Genomic DNA, 16,548 nt, shown 5'->3' with positions numbered 1-16,548 from the left:
CGGCCGTACTGTTGAGAAGTCCGATTTCTGAAGGTGGAAGGCCGTTCCATGGTGCAGCTCAAGACGCCCGAGCAGATCGCGAAGATGCGCGAGGCGGGGCTGGTAGTCGCCGCGATCCACGCGGCGACCCGTGAGGCGGCCGTGCCGGGCGCCACGACCCGGGACCTGGACATGGTGGCCCGCAAGGTCATCGCGGACGCCGGAGCCAAGTCGAACTTCCTCGGTTACGGCGGCTTCCCCGCGACGATCTGCACGTCCGTGAACGAGGTCGTCGTCCACGGCATCCCGGACGACAAGACGGTCCTCAAGGACGGGGACATCATCTCGATCGACGCGGGCGCGATCGTGGACGGCTGGCACGGCGACGCGGCCTACACGGCGTTCGTGGGCACCGGTCACGCGCCGGAGCTCATCGAGCTCTCCCGGGTGACCGAGGAGTCGATGTGGGCGGGCATCGCCGCGATGAAGCTCGGCAACCGCCTGGTGGACATCTCCAAGGCGATCGAGGGCTACATCCGCCGCCAGCCGCGGCCCGCCACCGGAAAGTACGGGATCATCGAGGACTACGGCGGCCACGGCATCGGTTCCGAGATGCACATGGACCCCCACCTGCTGAACTACGTCTCGCGCAAGCGGGGCAAGGGGATCAAGCTGGTCCCGGGCGTGTGCCTGGCGATCGAGCCGATGGTCTCGCTGGGCACCGCCCAGACGGAGGTCCTTGCGGACGACTGGACGGTCATCACCACGGACGGCACCTGGTCCTCGCACTGGGAGCACTCCATCGCCCTGACCGAGGCGGGCCCGATCGTCTTGACCAGCCCGGACTGCGGCAAGGCGAAGCTGGCGGAGTACGGGGTCACCACGGCCCCCGACCCGCTCGGATAGCGCGTACCACCGGTCCGGGCGAGGCGCCCAGGATTGGTGATCTAGTGTGTGGGGCAAACTTCCCGGATTCGTCTTTCTGGGGGCCCTGACGTAGACTGACTCGTCGGCTCCTTTGCATCCGCATGTCTTCATGTGGAGCGCTGGAGCTGATCAAGGTAGCCGATTCGAAGGGCGAAGCGTGGCCAAGAAGCAAGGTGCCATCGAGATCGAGGGCACCGTGATCGAGTCCCTCCCGAACGCGATGTTCAAGGTGGAACTGCAGAACGGTCACAAAGTCCTCGCGCACATCAGCGGCAAGATGCGCATGCACTACATCCGCATCCTTCCCGATGACCGGGTCGTGGTGGAGCTGTCTCCGTACGACCTGACGCGTGGCCGGATCGTCTACCGATACAAGTAGATCTTGTCCTCACTCCCGACCGGCCGTCTGGTCCGGCGCGGGTGGTGGCACTGACCCGGAGAACCTCACCAACATGAAGGTCAAGCCGAGCGTCAAGAAGATCTGCGACAAGTGCAAGGTGATCCGCCGTCACGGTCGGGTCATGGTCATCTGCGACAACCTGCGCCACAAGCAGCGCCAGGGCTGACGCACGCCGACCGACCTGCCTTCCGCAGTTCTTCGCGCGACGTAAGAAAACGTACATACGCAGAACCCGCCCAGCCCTGAACGGGGCCGGCGGCACCTCCGGCGGGGGCCGGGGACCCGGGCGTACCACCACCCATCAGGAGTGGTCGGCGGTCGGGAACGGTTCTGCGGAAGACCCCCGAACACACAGGAGCCATTGAATGGCACGCGTTTCCGGTGTTGACATCCCGCGCGAAAAGCGTGTGGAGATCGCACTCACCTACGTCTTCGGTATCGGGCGCACCCGGTCCAAGGAGATCCTCGCCTCCACCGGCGTGAACCCGAACACCCGCGTTCGTGACCTGGCCGAAGAGGACCTGGTCAAGATCCGCGAGTACGTGGACGCCAACCTCCGTACCGAGGGTGACCTCCGCCGCGAGATCCAGGCCGACATCCGTCGCAAGGTCGAGATCCAGTGCTACCAGGGCATCCGCCACCGTCGTGGCCTGCCGGTGCACGGTCAGCGCACCAGCACGAACGCGCGTACCCGCAAGGGCCCGCGTCGCGCGATCGCCGGTAAGAAGAAGCCGGGCAAGAAGTAGTCCTGTTCAGCGGTCTTGCGCTGTAGGACCGACCACCTCCCGTAGGAGATTTAGATGCCCCCCAAGGGTCGTCAGGGCGCTGCCAAGAAGGTGCGCCGCAAGGAAAAGAAGAACGTCGCTCACGGGCACGCCCACATCAAGAGCACGTTCAACAACACCATCGTCTCGATCACGGACCCCTCGGGCAACGTGATCTCCTGGGCCTCCGCCGGCCACGTCGGCTTCAAGGGCTCGCGCAAGTCCACCCCCTTCGCCGCGCAGATGGCCGCCGAGTCGGCCGCCCGCCGCGCGCAGGAGCACGGCATGCGCAAGGTTGACGTCTTCGTCAAGGGTCCCGGCTCCGGCCGTGAGACCGCGATCCGCTCCCTCCAGGCCACTGGCCTGGAGGTCGGCTCGATCCAGGACGTCACCCCCACCCCGCACAACGGCTGCCGTCCGCCGAAGCGCCGCCGCGTCTGACGCAGCGACGCCTGTGCGTCCTTGAGTGTCCGGGCGGTACGACCCCTTCGGGGGCCGTGCCGCCCGTACCCTTGCAGTACCCAGCAGTACATGTCGGGCGTCAAATAGTGGGCGTCCACGACTGAAGGAACAAAGACATGCTTATCGCTCAGCGTCCTTCGCTGACCGAAGAGGTCGTCGACGAGTACCGCTCGCGGTTCGTGATCGAGCCGCTGGAGCCGGGCTTCGGCTACACCCTCGGCAACTCCCTGCGCCGCACGCTCCTGTCCTCGATCCCGGGTGCCGCCGTCACGAGCATCCGCGTGGACGGCGTCCTGCACGAGTTCACCACCGTGCCGGGCGTCAAGGAAGACGTCACCGACATCATCCTGAACATCAAGCAGCTGGTCGTCTCCTCGGAGCACGACGAGCCGGTCGTGATGTACCTGCGCAAGCAGGGCCCCGGCCTGGTCACCGCCGCCGACATCGCGCCCCCGGCCGGTGTCGAGGTGCACAACCCGGACCTGGTCCTCGCCACGCTCAACGGCAAGGGCAAGCTGGAGATGGAGCTGACCGTCGAGCGCGGTCGCGGCTACGTCTCCGCCGTCCAGAACAAGCAGCTGGGCCAGGAGATCGGCCGCATCCCGATCGACTCGATCTACAGCCCGGTCCTCAAGGTCACCTACAAGGTCGAGGCGACCCGAGTCGAGCAGCGCACCGACTTCGACAAGCTGATCGTCGACGTCGAGACCAAGCAGGCCATGCGCCCGCGTGACGCCATGGCGTCCGCCGGCAAGACCCTGGTCGAGCTGTTCGGTCTGGCGCGCGAGCTCAACATCGACGCCGAGGGCATCGACATGGGCCCCTCGCCGACGGACGCGGCCCTGGCCGCCGATCTGGCCCTGCCGATCGAGGAGCTGGAGCTCACCGTTCGGTCCTACAACTGCCTCAAGCGCGAGGGCATCCACTCCGTGGGTGAGCTCGTCGCCCGCTCCGAGGCGGACCTGCTCGACATCCGCAACTTCGGTGCGAAGTCGATCGACGAGGTCAAGGCGAAGCTGGCCGGCATGGGTCTGGCCCTCAAGGACAGCCCGCCCGGATTCGACCCGACCGCCGCCGCCGACGCCTTCGGCGCCGACGACGACGCGGACGCCGGTTTCGTGGAGACCGAGCAGTACTGAGCACCACCAGAACTTTCCCGGGGCATCCGCTCCGGGGGAACTGACACCGGTACCTGACACGGCCGGTGCAGATATGAAGGAGTAACACCATGCCGCGTCCCGCAAAGGGTGCCCGCCTGGGCGGCAGCGCCGCGCACGAGAAGCACCTCCTCGCGAACCTCGCGAAGGCGCTCTTCGAGCACGGCCGCATCACCACCACCGAGGCCAAGGCCCGCCGCCTGCGTCCCTACGCCGAGCGTCTGGTCACCAAGGCCAAGAAGGGCGACATCCACAACCGTCGCCTGGTGCTTCAGACGATCACGGACAAGAGCATCGTGCACACGCTGTTCACCGAGATCGCCCCGCGCTACGAGAACCGCCCCGGTGGTTACACGCGCATCACCAAGATCGGCAACCGTCGTGGCGACAACGCCCCGATGGCGGTCATCGAGCTGGTCGAGGCCCTGACGGTCGCGCAGCAGGCCACCGGTGAGGCGGAGGCCGCCACCAAGCGTGCCGCGAAGGACGCCGAGGCCGTGGCCGAGGCTCCCGCCGCCGAGGAGACCAAGGAGGCCTGATCCCCCGGGATCACGCTTGCTTGATCGGCTCTGAACGGGCCCGCCCCCTTCCGGGGCGGGCCCGTTCTGCATTTTCCGACGTTCTCGCGTCTTTGAGAGGATCGGTCACGTGAGTGACGAGGTGGAGCCCGGGCACGTCCGGGTACGGCTGGACCTGAGCTACGACGGCAAGGACTTCTCCGGCTGGGCGAAGCAGCGCACGCTGCGGACCGTGCAGGGGGAGCTGGAGAGCGCCCTGCAGACCGTGATGCGGCTCAAGGAGCCGGTCGAGCTGACCGTCGCCGGGCGGACCGACGCCGGCGTGCACGCGCGCGGGCAGGTCGCCCAGTTCGACCTGGCCGAGGAGGTGTGGGCCGAACACCACGACAAGCTGCTGCGCCGCCTCGCCGGACGGCTGCCGCACGACGTACGGGTGTGGAGGGCGGAGCGGGCGCCGGAGGGCTTCAACGCGCGCTTCTCGGCTGTCTGGCGGCGCTACGCCTACCGCGTGGGTGACCATCGGGCCGGAGTGGACCCCCTGCGCCGAGGGCACGTCCTGTGGCACCAGTGGCCGCTCGACGTGGCCGCCATGAACGAGGCGTCCGGCGCGCTGCTCGGGGAACACGACTTCGCGGCGTACTGCAAGAAGCGCGAGGGTGCCACGACCATCCGTACGCTCCAGCAGCTCAGCTGGGAGCGTGCCGACGACGGGATCGTCACCGCGACGGTGCGCGCCGACGCGTTCTGCCACAACATGGTCCGCTCGCTGGTCGGCGCGCTGCTCCACGTGGGCGACGGGCACCGGCCGGTGACCTGGCCCGGGGAGGTCCTGCGGGCCGCCGTACGGGATTCCTCGGTGCACGTGGTCAAGCCGCACGGGCTGACCCTGGAGGAGGTCGGCTACCCGGCGGACGAGCTGTTGGCCGCCCGCAGCAAGGAGGCCAGGAACCTGCGGACCCTGCCGGGGGCGGGCTGCTGCTGACCGGTCCGCCGGGCCTTCCTCCGAGCCGTCCGTTATCCGTCCGCTAATCCGTTTGGGCGGATCGGCGCCCGGCCTGGACAATGCCCGGCATGGGACATCTCGAAGCCAGCCACCTGGAGTACTACCTTCCCGACGGGCGGGTACTGCTCCCCGACGTCTCCTTCCGCGTGGGGGAGGGGGCGGTCGTCGCCCTGGTGGGGGCGAACGGGGCCGGCAAGACCACCCTGCTCAAGCTGATCTCCGGCGACCTCCAGCCGCACGGCGGTGGGGTCACCATCAGCGGAGGCCTCGGCGTGATGTCGCAGTTCGTGGGCTCCGTCCGGGACGAGACGACCGTACGGGACCTGCTGGTCTCGGTGGCCCAGCCGCGGATCCGGGCGGCCGCGAAGGCCGTCGACAGCGCCGAACAGCTGATCCTGACCGTGGATGACGAGGCCGCCCAGATGGCCTACGCGCAGGCGCTCAGCGACTGGGCCGACGTCCAGGGCTACGAGGCGGAGACCCTGTGGGACGTCTGCACCATGGCCGCGCTGGCGGTCCCGTACGACACCGCGCAGTTCCGCGAGGTACGCACGCTGTCGGGCGGTGAGCAGAAGCGGCTGGTGCTGGAGGCGCTGCTGCGCGGGCCGGACGAGGTGCTGCTGCTCGACGAGCCGGACAACTACCTCGACGTCCCGGGCAAGCGGTGGCTGGAGGAGCAGCTGAAGGCCACCCGCAAGACGGTGCTGTTCGTCTCGCACGACCGGGAGCTGTTGACCCAGGCCGCCGAGAAGATCATCAGCCTGGAGGCGAGCCCGACGGGCTCCGACGTCTGGGTGCACGGCGCGGGCTTCGGCACGTATCACGAGGCCCGCAAGGAGCGCTTCGCCCGCTTCGAGGAGCTCAAGCGGCGTTGGGACGAGGAGCACGCCCGGCTGAAGGCCCTGGTGCTGCGGCTGCGCGGCCAGGCCGCGAGCAGCCCGGACATGGCCTCCCGCTACCGGGCGATGCAGACCCGCTTCCAGAAGTTCGAGGAGGCCGGGCCGCCGCCGGAGCCGCCGCGGGAGCAGGACATCCGGATGCGCCTCAAGGGCGGTCGGACCGGCGTGCGCGCGCTGACCGTGGAGAACCTGGAGCTCACGGGCCTCATGAAGCCCTTCTCGCTGGAGGTCTTCTACGGGGAACGGGTCGCGGTGCTCGGCTCGAACGGTTCCGGCAAGTCGCACTTCCTGCGGCTGCTGGCGGGCGAGGACGTCAAACACACCGGCACCTGGAAGCTGGGCGCACGTGTGGTTCCCGGCCACTTCGCGCAGACGCACGCCCACCCGGAGCTTTTCGGCCGCACGCTCGTCGACATCCTGTGGGCGGAGGCCGCCAAGCCGCTCGGCGCCGCCATGGGCGTCCTGCGCCGCTACGAGCTGGAACGCCAAGGCGACCAGCCCTTCGAGAAGCTCTCGGGCGGGCAGCAGGCACGTTTCCAGATCCTGCTGCTGGAGCTGGCCGGCACCACGGCGCTGCTGCTGGACGAGCCGACGGACAACCTCGACCTGGAGTCGGCGGAGGCCCTCCAGGACGGTCTGGAGTCGTACGACGGGACTGTGCTCTGCGTCACGCACGACCGCTGGTTCGCGCGCACATTTGACCGTTACTTGGTCTTCGGTTCAGACGGTGTTGTGCGGGAGACTCAGGAGCCCGTCTGGGACGAACGTAGGGTCGAGCGCAAGCGGTAGGGGGACTCCGGCCCCCTCGCGGGTCGAGGGAGGCGTTGTGGGGCTGCGGCCTAGCATCTGGCTCATGAAGTGGGACCGTCCGGTTTCGGCCGGACGGCGGGTCGACTGGCTGCTGCGGCCGGCGCCGCGCTCCTGGTGGGCCGTCTCCCTCGTGATCCTCCTGTCGATCGCCGTCTCCACGAGCCTGCGCGACAACTGGGGCTCGGACAACGCGTTCGTGGTGAAGGCCGCGGACGCGCTGCTGTCGGGTACCTCGCCCTACGAGGACAAGCGGTTCCTCTACCTGCCGAGCGCCGTGATCATGGCCGTACCGGAGGCGCTGCTGCCGCACCGGGCGTTGCGCTGGCTGCTGCCGGCGGGGATGTCCGGGCTGATCGGCGTCGGTTGGTGGGCGGCGCTGCGGCTGTTCTCCGTACCGGTGCGCTCGCGCTTCGCGGTCGGGGGTTTCACCCTGTTCGCGTTGGCCTACAAGCCGTACCTGAACCTGGTTCTGATCGGGAACTGGACGGCGATCTCGGCGGCCGCCCTGCCGCTGGCGCTGCTGCTCGCCCACCGGCGGTCGTGGGTGGCGGCGGGTGTGGTGGTGGGGCTGGCCATCGCCTGCAAGCCGATGCTCGTGCCGGTCGGGCTGCTGTTCGTACTGGCGCGGCAGTGGCGGGGGCTGGCCGTGGCGGTGCTGGTTCCGGTGGCGGTGTCCCTGGTGGGGGCGCTGATGATGCCCAGCCCGACGCTGTTCTTCACCAAGACGCTGCCCTTCCTGTTCCAGGGGCAGGACGCGTACGCGCTGCCGTGGGACGCCTCGCCCATCGCGGTCCTGCCGCGGCTGGGGCTGCCGCAGCCGTTCGCAGTGCTGCTGGCGGGGGCGGGGGCGCTGGGCGGCCTGTGGTCGGCCTGGTTCCGCTGGCGGCGTACGGACGACGCGGACGAGGGCGAGCTGCGGCTGGTGGAGACGGTCTGCATGGTGATGCTCGCCGCATTCCTGGTGTCGAGGCCGTCCTTCGACCACTACCTGCTGGTGGTGCTGCCGCTGCTGCTGGCGTCGGGGGTGCGGGCGGGGTCGATGCCGCGCTCGCCCTGGTTCTGGGTGGGGCTGGGACCCCAGCTGGCGGGGGTGCCGTGGCCCTCGGAGTTCGAGCACAAGAGGCGGGCGTTTCGCGATTGCGTGACGCTGTGCACGCTCTCGGGACTGCTGGCGCGTCAAGCGCTGCGCTCCGGTCGGGTTACCCTGGAGACCGTAACAACTACGGGGTCCCCACCCAGGACCGAACCGGAGTGCGCCGCGACGCCAGCAGAATCGGCATCGCGGACCGCGTTTTGACCCATTCGGGTTTGCTTGGGTACCCTGCTGGTTTGTTATGCGTATTGGCTTGCTCATTCTCACGTGAAAGGGCCTTACGCCGGTCCACCGGGCCGATGACCAGCGGTTCACACGGGTTGCGTCCCCGATGTGAACGAGGGCTGTCGTGATCGTCCGTGGTGACCCTGTCAGGACCCGTCCCGCGGGGCTTATGCCCTATGGGATGACCCACCACTGAAGAAGCGAAGGCATACGCGTGCGTACGTTCAGCCCCAAGCCCGGCGACATCTCGCGCCAGTGGCTCGTCATCGACGCCCAGGACGTTGTCCTCGGCCGTCTGGCGACCCAGGCCGCAGCCCTCCTGCGCGGCAAGCACAAGCCGACTTACGCCCCCCACATGGACATGGGCGACTTCGTCATCATCGTCAACGCCGACAAGGTTCACCTGTCCGGCAACAAGGCGACGCAGAAGATGGCGTACCGCCACTCCGGCTTCCCGGGTGGTCTGCGTTCCGTCCGCTACGACGACCTCCTGGCGAACAACCCGGAGAAGGCCGTCGAGAAGGCCATCAAGGGCATGCTCCCCAAGAACACCCTGGGCCGTCAGATGCTCTCGAAGCTGAAGGTCTACTCGGGCGACCAGCACCCCCACGCTGCCCAGCAGCCGGTGCCGTTCGAGATCACCCAGGTCGCGCAGTAGTTCCGGCCACACCCCCTAAGACGTAGAAAATTCTGAGGAGCATCGTGGCCGAGACCACCGCCGAGACGACCCCCGTCGAAGAGTTCGAGGGCAACGTCGAGGAGTACACCAGCGAGTCCGAGGTCGTCGTCGAGGGCGACTACACCTCCGAGTCCCTTGCCGGTCGCTTCGGCGACCCCCAGCCGGCCGCCGGCCTGGGCCGTCGCAAGAACGCCATCGCCCGCGTCCGGATCGTCCCGGGCACCGGCAAGTGGAAGATCAACGGTCGCACCCTTGAGGACTACTTCCCCAACAAGGTGCACCAGCAGGAAGTCAACGAGCCGTTCAAGCTCCTTGAGCTCGACAACCGCTACGACGTCATCGCCCGCATCTCGGGTGGCGGCGTCTCCGGCCAGGCCGGCGCCCTGCGCCTCGGCGTGGCCCGTGCGCTGAACGAGGCGGACGTCGACAACAACCGCCCGGCGCTGAAGAAGGCCGGCTTCCTCTCCCGCGACGACCGTGCGGTCGAGCGCAAGAAGGCCGGTCTGAAGAAGGCCCGTAAGGCTCCGCAGTACAGCAAGCGTTAATCTGCGCCTGCTGTTCTGCAACGAAACCGCCCCGGCAGCACTCTCTGTGCTGCCGGGGCGGTTCGTTTACCGCCAAAAGCGGCACATACCTGGCACACAGCGGTACTAAGCGAAGCGTGAACTCGGGAGGACAACAGTGGGACGACTCTTCGGGACGGACGGTGTACGAGGCGTCGCCAACGCGGATCTGACGGCCGAGCTGGCGCTCGGCCTCTCCGTGGCGGCCGCACACGTACTGGCCGAGGCCGGCACCTTCGCGGGCCATCGCGCGACCGCCGTGGTCGGCCGCGATCCCCGCGCTTCCGGCGAGTTCCTGGAGGCCGCGGTCGTCGCGGGCCTCGCGAGCGCGGGCGTGGACGTCCTGCGCGTCGGTGTGCTGCCCACCCCGGCGGTGGCGTATCTCACCGGTGCGCTGGGCGCCGACCTCGGCGTGATGCTCTCCGCCAGCCACAACGCGATGCCCGACAACGGCATCAAGTTCTTCGCGCGCGGCGGACACAAGCTCGCCGACGAGTTGGAGGACCAGATCGAGTCCGTCTACGACGAGCACCGCACCGGCGCCCCCTGGGACCGTCCCACCGGCGCGGGCGTCGGCCGGGTCTCGGACTACACCGAGGGCTTCGAGAAGTACGTCGCCCACCTCATCGGGGTCCTGCCCAACCGCCTCGACGGCCTCAAGATCGTCCTCGACGAGGCCCACGGCGCGGCCGCTTACGTCTCCCCCGAGGCCTTCACCCGGGCCGGCGCGGAGGTCATCACGATCGGCGCCGGGCCCGACGGCCTGAACATCAACGACGGCTGTGGCTCGACCCACCTCGGTCTGCTGAAGCAGGCCGTGGTCGAGCACGGTGCCGACTTCGGCATCGCGCACGACGGCGACGCCGACCGCTGCCTGGCCGTGGACGCCTCCGGCGCGGAGGTCGACGGCGACCAGATCCTCGCGGTGCTGGCGCTGGCCATGCGCGAGGCGGGACAGCTGCGCGAGAACACCGTGGTCGGCACCGTCATGTCGAACCTGGGTTTCAAACTGGCCATGGAGGCCGAGGGAATCCAGGTCGTGCAGACCGGGGTCGGCGACCGCTACGTGCTGGAGTCGATGAAGGAGCACGGCTACGCCCTGGGCGGCGAGCAGTCCGGCCACGTGATCATCCTCGACAACGCAACCACCGGCGACGGCACCCTGACCGGGCTGCTGCTCGCCGCCCGCGTCGCGGCCACCGGGCGGTCGCTGGCGGAGCTGGCGGGCGTGATGCAGCGACTGCCGCAGGTGCTGATCAACGTTCCCGACGTGGACAAGTCCCGCGTCGCCACCTCGGGCGAGCTGGCGACCGCGGTGGGCGAGGCGGAGCGCGACCTGGGCGCCACCGGACGGGTCCTGCTGCGTCCCTCCGGTACGGAGCCGCTCGTACGGGTGATGGTGGAGGCCGCCGACATCGAGCAGGCCCGCGCGGTCGCCGGACGCCTGGCGGACGTCGTGAAGTCGGCGCTCGGCTAGACCCCAGGCCCCAGGACCGGCCGGAGCCCCGTCGCCCCTTCGGGGGTGGCGGGGCTCAGCCGGTTCCGGGCGGGGTGCGGTCCAAGCGGCCGCGCCGGCCGTTCCACAGCAGCTTCTGCGCGTAGAGGGTCAGGGTGCCGGCCAGCATGATCCCGCCCAGGTTCAGCAGCAGCTGCTCCGCCGAGCCCCACATCTGCCCCACCTCGCCGTAGCCGAGGGCCACGGCGGCGTTGGCGGCCGCCGGGACGGTGGTCACCGAGATGGCCACGCCGACCAACGCGCCGGACTTCGCGGAGGTCAGGGACAGCACGCCCGCCACCCCGGCGAGCAGGGCGACCGTGAAGGAGAACGAGTCCGGCTGCCAGATGAAGCTGGTGTTCGGGCGGGGGTTCTCCAGCATGGACCGCTGGAACAGGCCCAGCGCGTTCATCGCCAGGCTGAACAGGGTGGTCGCGGCCATCGCCGCGGCGAAACCGGCCAGCAGGGCCACCAGCGAGCGCGCGGCCGCCTTGGGGGCCCTGCGCACAAGGCTCGTACAGACACCGGCGAGCGGGCCGAACTCGGGGCCGACGGCCATCGCGCCCACGATCAGGATGGCGTTGTCCAGCACCACACCGCAGGCGGCGATCAGCGTCGCGACGATCATGAACGCCACGTAGGTGACCGAGAGGGTCGACTCCTCCTGGGTCGCCTCGGTCAGCTGCTCCCACAGGACGGCGTCGGCGGCCTCCCCGGGAGCTTCCGCCTCGGCCTCGTCGGCGCTCGCGGAGAGCGTGAGGTCGATGTCGTCGACGGCGATCGAGCCGTCCTTGTCGATGCCCAGCTCGCGCAGTCCGTGGAGCAGCCCGTCACCCGCCTCGCGCGCGACGTCGCACATGACGACGTCACCGGCGGGGACGAGGGCCGCGCCGGTCAGCACCACCAGATGGGTGGTGCCGACGGTCTCCTCGACGAGGCGGAGGACGGCGTGCGTCCGGTCGGGCGGTGTGATCATCCGCAGGTGCAGCATGCCCGAACAGTAGCTTTCACAGTTTGCGCAGGCTGAGCTTCTGCACCTTGTGGTCCGGTCCCTTGCGCACGACGAGGGTGGCGCGACCGCGGGTCGGGGCCACGTTCTCCATCAGATTGGGCTTGTTGATGGTCCGCCACATCGTCTGCGCGTACTCCAGGGCCTCCTCCTCGGAGACCTGCGTGTACTTGCGGAAGTAGGAGAAAGGATTCTGGAAGGCGGTCTCGCGCAGCTTCCGGAACCGGTTGAGGTACCAGCGCTCGATGTCCTCGGGGCGCGCGTCGACGTACACGCTGAAGTCGAAGTAGTCGGCGAGGCCCACCCTGGTCCGGCCGTCCTTGCCGGGCAGGGCCGGCTGGAGGACGTTGAGCCCCTCGACGATGAGGATGTCCGGGCGGCGGACGACGAGCTGCTCGCCGGGGACGATGTCGTAGATCAGGTGGGAGTAGACGGGGGCGGTGACCTCGTCCTTGCCCGCCTTGATGTCGGCGACGAAGCGGGTGAGCGCGCGGCGGTCGTACGACTCGGGGAAACCCTTGCGGGCGGTCAGGCCGCGGCGCTGGAGTTCCTTCATCGGGTAAAGGAACCCGTCGGTGGTGACGAGCTCGACGCGGGGGTGCTCCGGCCAGCGGGCGAGCAGGGCCTGGAGCAGACGGGCGACGGTGGACTTGCCGACGGCGACGGAGCCGGCGACCCCTATGACGAAGGGGGTCCCCCGTTGGGCGCCGTGGCCGTTGCCGGCGTCGCCGAGGAAGGTGTTGAGGGTGCCGCGGAGGTTGCTGGTGGCGCCGACGTAGAGGTTCAACAGGCGGGAGAGCGGGAGGTAGACGTCGCGGACCTCGTCGAGGTCGATGACGTCGCCCAGGCCGCGGAGCCGTTCGACCTCGTCGGCGGTGAGCGGGAGGGGGGTGCGCTCGCGAAGGGCGCTCCACTCGGCCCGGGTGAGGTCGACGTAGGGGGAGGCCTCGGGGGGCCGGCGGTGGCCGGCGCGCTCCGTTGCGCGGCCGGGCGTGCTTCGTGGCGGCGAAGTGATCACACAGCCATTGTCGGGGCTCGCGCTCGCTTATGGGTGGTGTGGTCGGTCACGTGGGGACGGGCCGGGGTCCCCGCGCCGGAGGCGATGCACGGCCGGGTATCGATTCGAGTGTCGTGTCGGTCTCGCGGCGATCACGATTGACGACGGTCTGTGAAAACCGGATCCTCCGGGCGGGCTTCCCCCCGTACATTGCTGATCGCCGCAGCTCCGGTGCGCGCCCGTGACCGGGGGCGCCGCCCGGGGCTGCCTCTGTGTGTTTTCTTGTTCCGGGGGAGATCTTTCGTGCGTACCGTGATTGTCCGTCGTGCCGTCCTGACCGCTTCGGCCGTGTCCTTGGCGCTGCTGGCCACGGCCTGCGGGTCGGGCAAGGCGGGGGACGCCACCTTCAAGGCCGGCGCCGAGCCGTCCGCCGCCCGGTCGTCCGCCACCGCCGCTTCGAGCGGGGCGCCGGCGGGCCCCAAGGGGAGGACGGCCGGCGAGCTGAGCACGCTGCTCGTGACCGAGGCGGACCTGCCGGACCACCGGCTGGAGCCGGTGGCGGACAGCGCGGCGCAGGACGACCCGATCGAGACCGACAAGGCCCCCTGCAAGCCGCTGGCCCAGGTCGAGGGCATGCAGTCGATCGGCGCGTCCGCCGGGGTCGCCCGTGCCGTCGCGAGCGGGAAGCCCCGGGCGGCGGCCGAGGGCGCGGGCCTGGAGGAGAAGGTGGACGCGGCCGTGGGCGCCTTCAAGACGACGGCCACGTCGGTCGCGCTGGTCTCCTACGACGGCAAGGGCGCCGAGGAGGCCTTCGACGCCGTCAAGGCGGGCATCGAGGCGTGCGCGGGTGGCTTCTCGGTGACGCAGGCGGGGGAGAAGACGGCCATCGAGAGCGTCAAGGCCGACACCACGCTCCCCGGCGGCGACGAGACGGTCTCCTTCGTCACCGTGATGGACCTGGGGGACGGCGACAAGAACGTGACCCGCGTCGTCGTCCTGCGCAAGGGCGGCACCCTCGCGACCTTCACAGCGCTCAGCCTGAGCGGCGATGCCGAGCAGCCGAAGGCCGTCGTGGAGGCGCAGGCGAAGAAGCTCTGACCGGCCGAGACCGTCCGGGACCGGCCGAGCGGACGGCCTTTGGTCCGCTGTTCGACTGACTTGCCCTCAGATGGGCGTCAACCCCGCTCCGGCACATTCGCCGGGGCGGGTTTTTCGTCTGGTCCGGGTACGGGGCAGGAGGCCGACCACGGCGTACCCTGCGCCCTATGTGCGGAATTGTGGGTTACGTGGGAGCGCAGTCGGCGCTCGATGTGGTCATCGCCGGACTCAAGCGGCTGGAGTACCGCGGCTACGACTCGGCGGGTGTCGCCGTGCTCGCGGACGGGGGCCTGGACGCGGTCAAGAAGGCCGGCAAGTTGGTCAACCTGGAGAAGGAACTGGTCGGGCATCCGCTGCCGGCCGGGTCCACGGGCCTCGGGCACACCCGGTGGGCGACCCACGGCGGGCCCACCGACGTCAACGCCCATCCGCACCTCGACAATTCGGGGCGCGTGGCGGTCGTGCACAACGGGATCATCGAGAACTTCGCCGCGCTGCGCGCCGAGCTGACCGAGCGCGGGCACAAGCTGGAGTCCGAGACGGACACCGAGGTCGTGGCGCACCTGCTCGCCGAGCAGTTCGACGTCGTCCCGGGGGACCTGGCGGAGGCCATGCGACGGGTCTGCCGGCGGTTGGAGGGCGCGTTCACGCTGGTCGCGGTGCACGCCGACGCGCCGGACGTGGTGGTCGGGGCCCGCCGGAACTCCCCCTTGGTGGTGGGCGTCGGGGAGGGCGAGAACTTCCTCGCCTCGGACGTGGCCGCGTTCATCGCCCACACGCGGTCCGCGATCGAGTTGGGGCAGGACCAGGTCGTCGAGCTCCGCCGCGAAGGGGTCACGGTGACCAACTTCGACGGTTCGGCCGCGACGGTGCGGGCGTACCACGTGGACTGGGACGCCTCGGCGGCCGAGAAGGGGGGGTACGACTACTTCATGCTCAAGGAGATCGCCGAGCAGCCGAAGGCCGTCGCCGACACCCTCCTGGGCAGGATCGACGCGAGCGGCTCGCTGTCCCTGGACGAGGTGCGCATCCCCGCCTCGGTGCTCCGCGAGGTCGACAAGGTCGTGATCGTGGCGTGCGGTACGGCGTACCACGCGGGCATGATCGCGAAGCTCGCCATCGAGCACTGGACCCGCATCCCGTGCGAGACGGAACTGGCCAGCGAGTTCCGCTACCGCGACCCGATCCTGGACCAGCGGACGCTGGTGATCGCGATCTCGCAGTCCGGGGAGACCATGGACACCCTGATGGCGCTCAGGCACGCGCGCGAGCAGGGCGCCAAGGTGCTGGCCGTCTGCAACACGAACGGGTCGACGATCCCGCGCGAATCGGACGCGGTGCTCTACACCCACGCCGGTCCGGAGGTGGCCGTCGCCTCGACCAAGGCGTTCTTGACGCAGCTGGTCGCCTGCTATCTGGTCGCGCTGTACCTCGGGCAGGTGCGGGGTACGAAGTGGGGTGACGAGATCCGGGCGGTCGTCCGGGAGTTGTCCGACATCGCCGCGGCCGTGGACACGGTGCTGGAGACCATGGAACCGGTACGGGCGCTGGCGCGGTCGCTCGCCGACAAGAACACCGTGCTGTTCCTCGGGCGTCACGTCGGGTACCCGGTGGCGCTGGAGGGTGCGCTCAAGCTCAAGGAGCTGGCGTACATGCACGCGGAGGGCTTCGCGGCGGGCGAGCTGAAGCACGGGCCGATCGCACTGATCGAGAAGGACCTTCCGGTGGTGGTCGTGGTGCCGTCGCCGCGCGGGCGTTCGGTGCTGCACGACAAGATCGTGTCCAACATCCAGGAGATCCGCGCCCGCGGTGCGCGCACGATCGTGATCGCCGAGGAGGGCGACGAGGCGGTCGTTCCGTACGCGGACCACCTGATCCGTATCCCGGCCACGCCGACGTTGCTCCAGCCGCTGGTGGCGACCGTGCCGTTGCAGGTGTTCGCGTGCGAGCTGGCGACGGCGCGGGGCAACGAGGTCGACCAGCCGCGTAACCTCGCCAAATCGGTCACGGTCGAGTAGGGGTCTGGTGTTGTGATTATCGGTGTGGGGATTGACGTTGCCGAGATCGAGCGGTTCGGCGCCGCCCTGGAGCGGACGCCGCACCTGGCGCAACGGCTCTTCGTCGACGCCGAGTTGACCCTGCCGAGCGGCGAGCGGCGCGGAACCGCCTCGCTCGCCGCCCGGTTCGCCGCGAAGGAGGCGCTCGCCAAGGCGCTCGGCGCGCCCGGCGGGATGCTGTGGACCGACGCCGAGGTGTACGTCGAGGAGACCGGGCAACCGCGCGTGCGGGTGTCCGGGACGGTCGAGGCACGGGCGGTGGCGCTCGGCGTGAAGTCGTGGCACGTCTCGCTGAGCCACGACGCGGGTGTGGCCTCCGCCGTGGTCATCGCCGAGGGATAGCCCGCCCGGCCATGTCCGGGCGGGCTTTCGTCGCCGCGGTCTTCCCGTCGTCCGGGCCGGCTTTTCGGGCA

Annotated in this window: 18 protein-coding genes; 16 read left to right on the top strand and 2 right to left on the bottom strand. The window is 69.5% G+C overall.

The window, feature by feature from the left end:
- Window positions 1-48: 48 nt before the first annotated feature.
- The 13 genes from map to glmM all read left to right on the top strand — a co-directional run bounded on the left by map (window position 49) and on the right by glmM (window position 10,956).
- Window positions 49-885, top strand: coding sequence for a type I methionyl aminopeptidase (gene map / locus ACV7NM_RS13530; protein ID WP_463410533.1), 837 nt, complete (start codon window positions 49-51; stop codon window positions 883-885).
- A gap of 178 nt (window positions 886-1,063) precedes the next feature.
- Window positions 1,064-1,285, top strand: coding sequence for a translation initiation factor IF-1 (gene infA / locus ACV7NM_RS13525; RefSeq protein WP_003956442.1), 222 nt, complete (start codon window positions 1,064-1,066; stop codon window positions 1,283-1,285).
- Between the two features lie 73 nt (window positions 1,286-1,358).
- Window positions 1,359-1,472 carry a 50S ribosomal protein L36 gene (gene rpmJ, locus ACV7NM_RS13520; protein ID WP_003956441.1) on the top strand — a complete coding sequence of 38 codons (114 nt, stop codon included), beginning with the start codon at window positions 1,359-1,361 and terminating at the stop codon, window positions 1,470-1,472.
- Window positions 1,473-1,671: 199 nt separating this feature from the next.
- Complete coding sequence (gene rpsM, locus ACV7NM_RS13515; protein WP_030710357.1) at window positions 1,672-2,052, top strand: 30S ribosomal protein S13; 381 nt, start codon at window positions 1,672-1,674, stop codon at window positions 2,050-2,052.
- Between the two features lie 54 nt (window positions 2,053-2,106).
- On the top strand, window positions 2,107-2,511 hold the full coding sequence (gene rpsK, locus ACV7NM_RS13510) for a 30S ribosomal protein S11 (RefSeq protein ID WP_003956432.1): 405 nt from the start codon (window positions 2,107-2,109) through the stop codon (window positions 2,509-2,511).
- Window positions 2,512-2,648: 137 nt separating this feature from the next.
- Complete coding sequence (locus tag ACV7NM_RS13505) at window positions 2,649-3,671, top strand: DNA-directed RNA polymerase subunit alpha (RefSeq protein ID WP_008739666.1); 1,023 nt, start codon at window positions 2,649-2,651, stop codon at window positions 3,669-3,671.
- An 89-nt stretch (window positions 3,672-3,760) separates the two neighbouring features.
- Complete coding sequence (gene rplQ / locus ACV7NM_RS13500) at window positions 3,761-4,228, top strand: 50S ribosomal protein L17 (protein WP_030298228.1); 468 nt, start codon at window positions 3,761-3,763, stop codon at window positions 4,226-4,228.
- Window positions 4,229-4,337: 109 nt separating this feature from the next.
- Window positions 4,338-5,189 (top strand): tRNA pseudouridine(38-40) synthase TruA, encoded by an 852-nt coding sequence (truA, locus tag ACV7NM_RS13495; protein WP_463410532.1) that lies wholly within the window; start codon window positions 4,338-4,340, stop codon window positions 5,187-5,189.
- Window positions 5,190-5,269: 80 nt separating this feature from the next.
- Window positions 5,270-6,898, top strand: coding sequence for an ABC-F family ATP-binding cassette domain-containing protein (locus tag ACV7NM_RS13490; RefSeq protein ID WP_463410531.1), 1,629 nt, complete (start codon window positions 5,270-5,272; stop codon window positions 6,896-6,898).
- Between the two features lie 64 nt (window positions 6,899-6,962).
- Window positions 6,963-8,216, top strand: a complete 1,254-nt coding sequence (locus ACV7NM_RS13485; RefSeq protein WP_463410530.1) for a glycosyltransferase family 87 protein — start codon at window positions 6,963-6,965, stop codon at window positions 8,214-8,216.
- A gap of 235 nt (window positions 8,217-8,451) precedes the next feature.
- On the top strand, window positions 8,452-8,895 hold the full coding sequence (gene rplM / locus ACV7NM_RS13480) for a 50S ribosomal protein L13 (RefSeq protein WP_030230678.1): 444 nt from the start codon (window positions 8,452-8,454) through the stop codon (window positions 8,893-8,895).
- Between the two features lie 44 nt (window positions 8,896-8,939).
- Entirely contained in the window at window positions 8,940-9,461 is a 522-nt protein-coding gene (gene rpsI / locus ACV7NM_RS13475) for a 30S ribosomal protein S9 (RefSeq protein WP_053682604.1), read from the top strand.
- 136 nt (window positions 9,462-9,597) lie between these two features.
- Window positions 9,598-10,956: a phosphoglucosamine mutase gene (gene glmM, locus ACV7NM_RS13470; protein WP_463410529.1), complete on the top strand. Its 1,359-nt coding sequence runs from the start codon at window positions 9,598-9,600 to the stop codon at window positions 10,954-10,956.
- A 55-nt stretch (window positions 10,957-11,011) separates the two neighbouring features.
- Here the strand turns inward: glmM and ACV7NM_RS13465 are convergent, their stop codons facing one another.
- Both ACV7NM_RS13465 and coaA read right to left on the bottom strand, forming a co-directional pair.
- Window positions 11,012-11,965, bottom strand: a complete 954-nt coding sequence (locus ACV7NM_RS13465) for a DUF389 domain-containing protein (RefSeq protein WP_463410528.1) — start codon at window positions 11,963-11,965, stop codon at window positions 11,012-11,014.
- A gap of 16 nt (window positions 11,966-11,981) precedes the next feature.
- Window positions 11,982-13,001, bottom strand: coding sequence for a type I pantothenate kinase (gene coaA, locus ACV7NM_RS13460; protein ID WP_463410527.1), 1,020 nt, complete (start codon window positions 12,999-13,001; stop codon window positions 11,982-11,984).
- A gap of 282 nt (window positions 13,002-13,283) precedes the next feature.
- On the opposite strand from coaA, the gene ACV7NM_RS13455 reads away from it, so the two are divergent.
- The 3 genes from ACV7NM_RS13455 (at window position 13,284) to ACV7NM_RS13445 (ending at window position 16,477) form a co-directional block, all read left to right on the top strand.
- Entirely contained in the window at window positions 13,284-14,078 is a 795-nt protein-coding gene (locus ACV7NM_RS13455; protein WP_463410526.1) for a hypothetical protein, read from the top strand.
- A gap of 167 nt (window positions 14,079-14,245) precedes the next feature.
- Complete coding sequence (glmS, locus tag ACV7NM_RS13450; RefSeq protein ID WP_463410525.1) at window positions 14,246-16,096, top strand: glutamine--fructose-6-phosphate transaminase (isomerizing); 1,851 nt, start codon at window positions 14,246-14,248, stop codon at window positions 16,094-16,096.
- A 12-nt stretch (window positions 16,097-16,108) separates the two neighbouring features.
- Complete coding sequence (locus ACV7NM_RS13445) at window positions 16,109-16,477, top strand: holo-ACP synthase (RefSeq protein ID WP_463410524.1); 369 nt, start codon at window positions 16,109-16,111, stop codon at window positions 16,475-16,477.
- Window positions 16,478-16,548: the final 71 nt, after the last annotated feature.

The organism is Streptomyces sp. Tek67B01, from assembly GCF_055231995.1.
Note: the sequence above shows the minus strand (reverse complement) of the source record. Positions and strands in the feature narration are given on the sequence as shown.

What these genes read in the sequence shown, in the direction of transcription:
- map (WP_463410533.1), top strand. Translation starts at nt 49, where the DNA reads ATGGTGCAGCTCAAGACGCCCGAGCAGATCGCGAAGATGCGCGAGGCG.
- rpmJ (WP_003956441.1), top strand. Translation starts at nt 1,359, where the DNA reads ATGAAGGTCAAGCCGAGCGTCAAGAAGATCTGCGACAAGTGCAAGGTG.
- rpsM (WP_030710357.1), top strand. Translation starts at nt 1,672, where the DNA reads ATGGCACGCGTTTCCGGTGTTGACATCCCGCGCGAAAAGCGTGTGGAG.
- rpsK (WP_003956432.1), top strand. Translation starts at nt 2,107, where the DNA reads ATGCCCCCCAAGGGTCGTCAGGGCGCTGCCAAGAAGGTGCGCCGCAAG.
- ACV7NM_RS13505 (WP_008739666.1), top strand. Translation starts at nt 2,649, where the DNA reads ATGCTTATCGCTCAGCGTCCTTCGCTGACCGAAGAGGTCGTCGACGAG.
- rplQ (WP_030298228.1), top strand. Translation starts at nt 3,761, where the DNA reads ATGCCGCGTCCCGCAAAGGGTGCCCGCCTGGGCGGCAGCGCCGCGCAC.
- ACV7NM_RS13490 (WP_463410531.1), top strand. Translation starts at nt 5,270, where the DNA reads ATGCCCGGCATGGGACATCTCGAAGCCAGCCACCTGGAGTACTACCTT.
- ACV7NM_RS13485 (WP_463410530.1), top strand. Translation starts at nt 6,963, where the DNA reads ATGAAGTGGGACCGTCCGGTTTCGGCCGGACGGCGGGTCGACTGGCTG.
- ACV7NM_RS13465 (WP_463410528.1), bottom strand. Translation starts at nt 11,965, where the DNA reads ATGCTGCACCTGCGGATGATCACACCGCCCGACCGGACGCACGCCGTC.
- glmS (WP_463410525.1), top strand. Translation starts at nt 14,246, where the DNA reads ATGTGCGGAATTGTGGGTTACGTGGGAGCGCAGTCGGCGCTCGATGTG.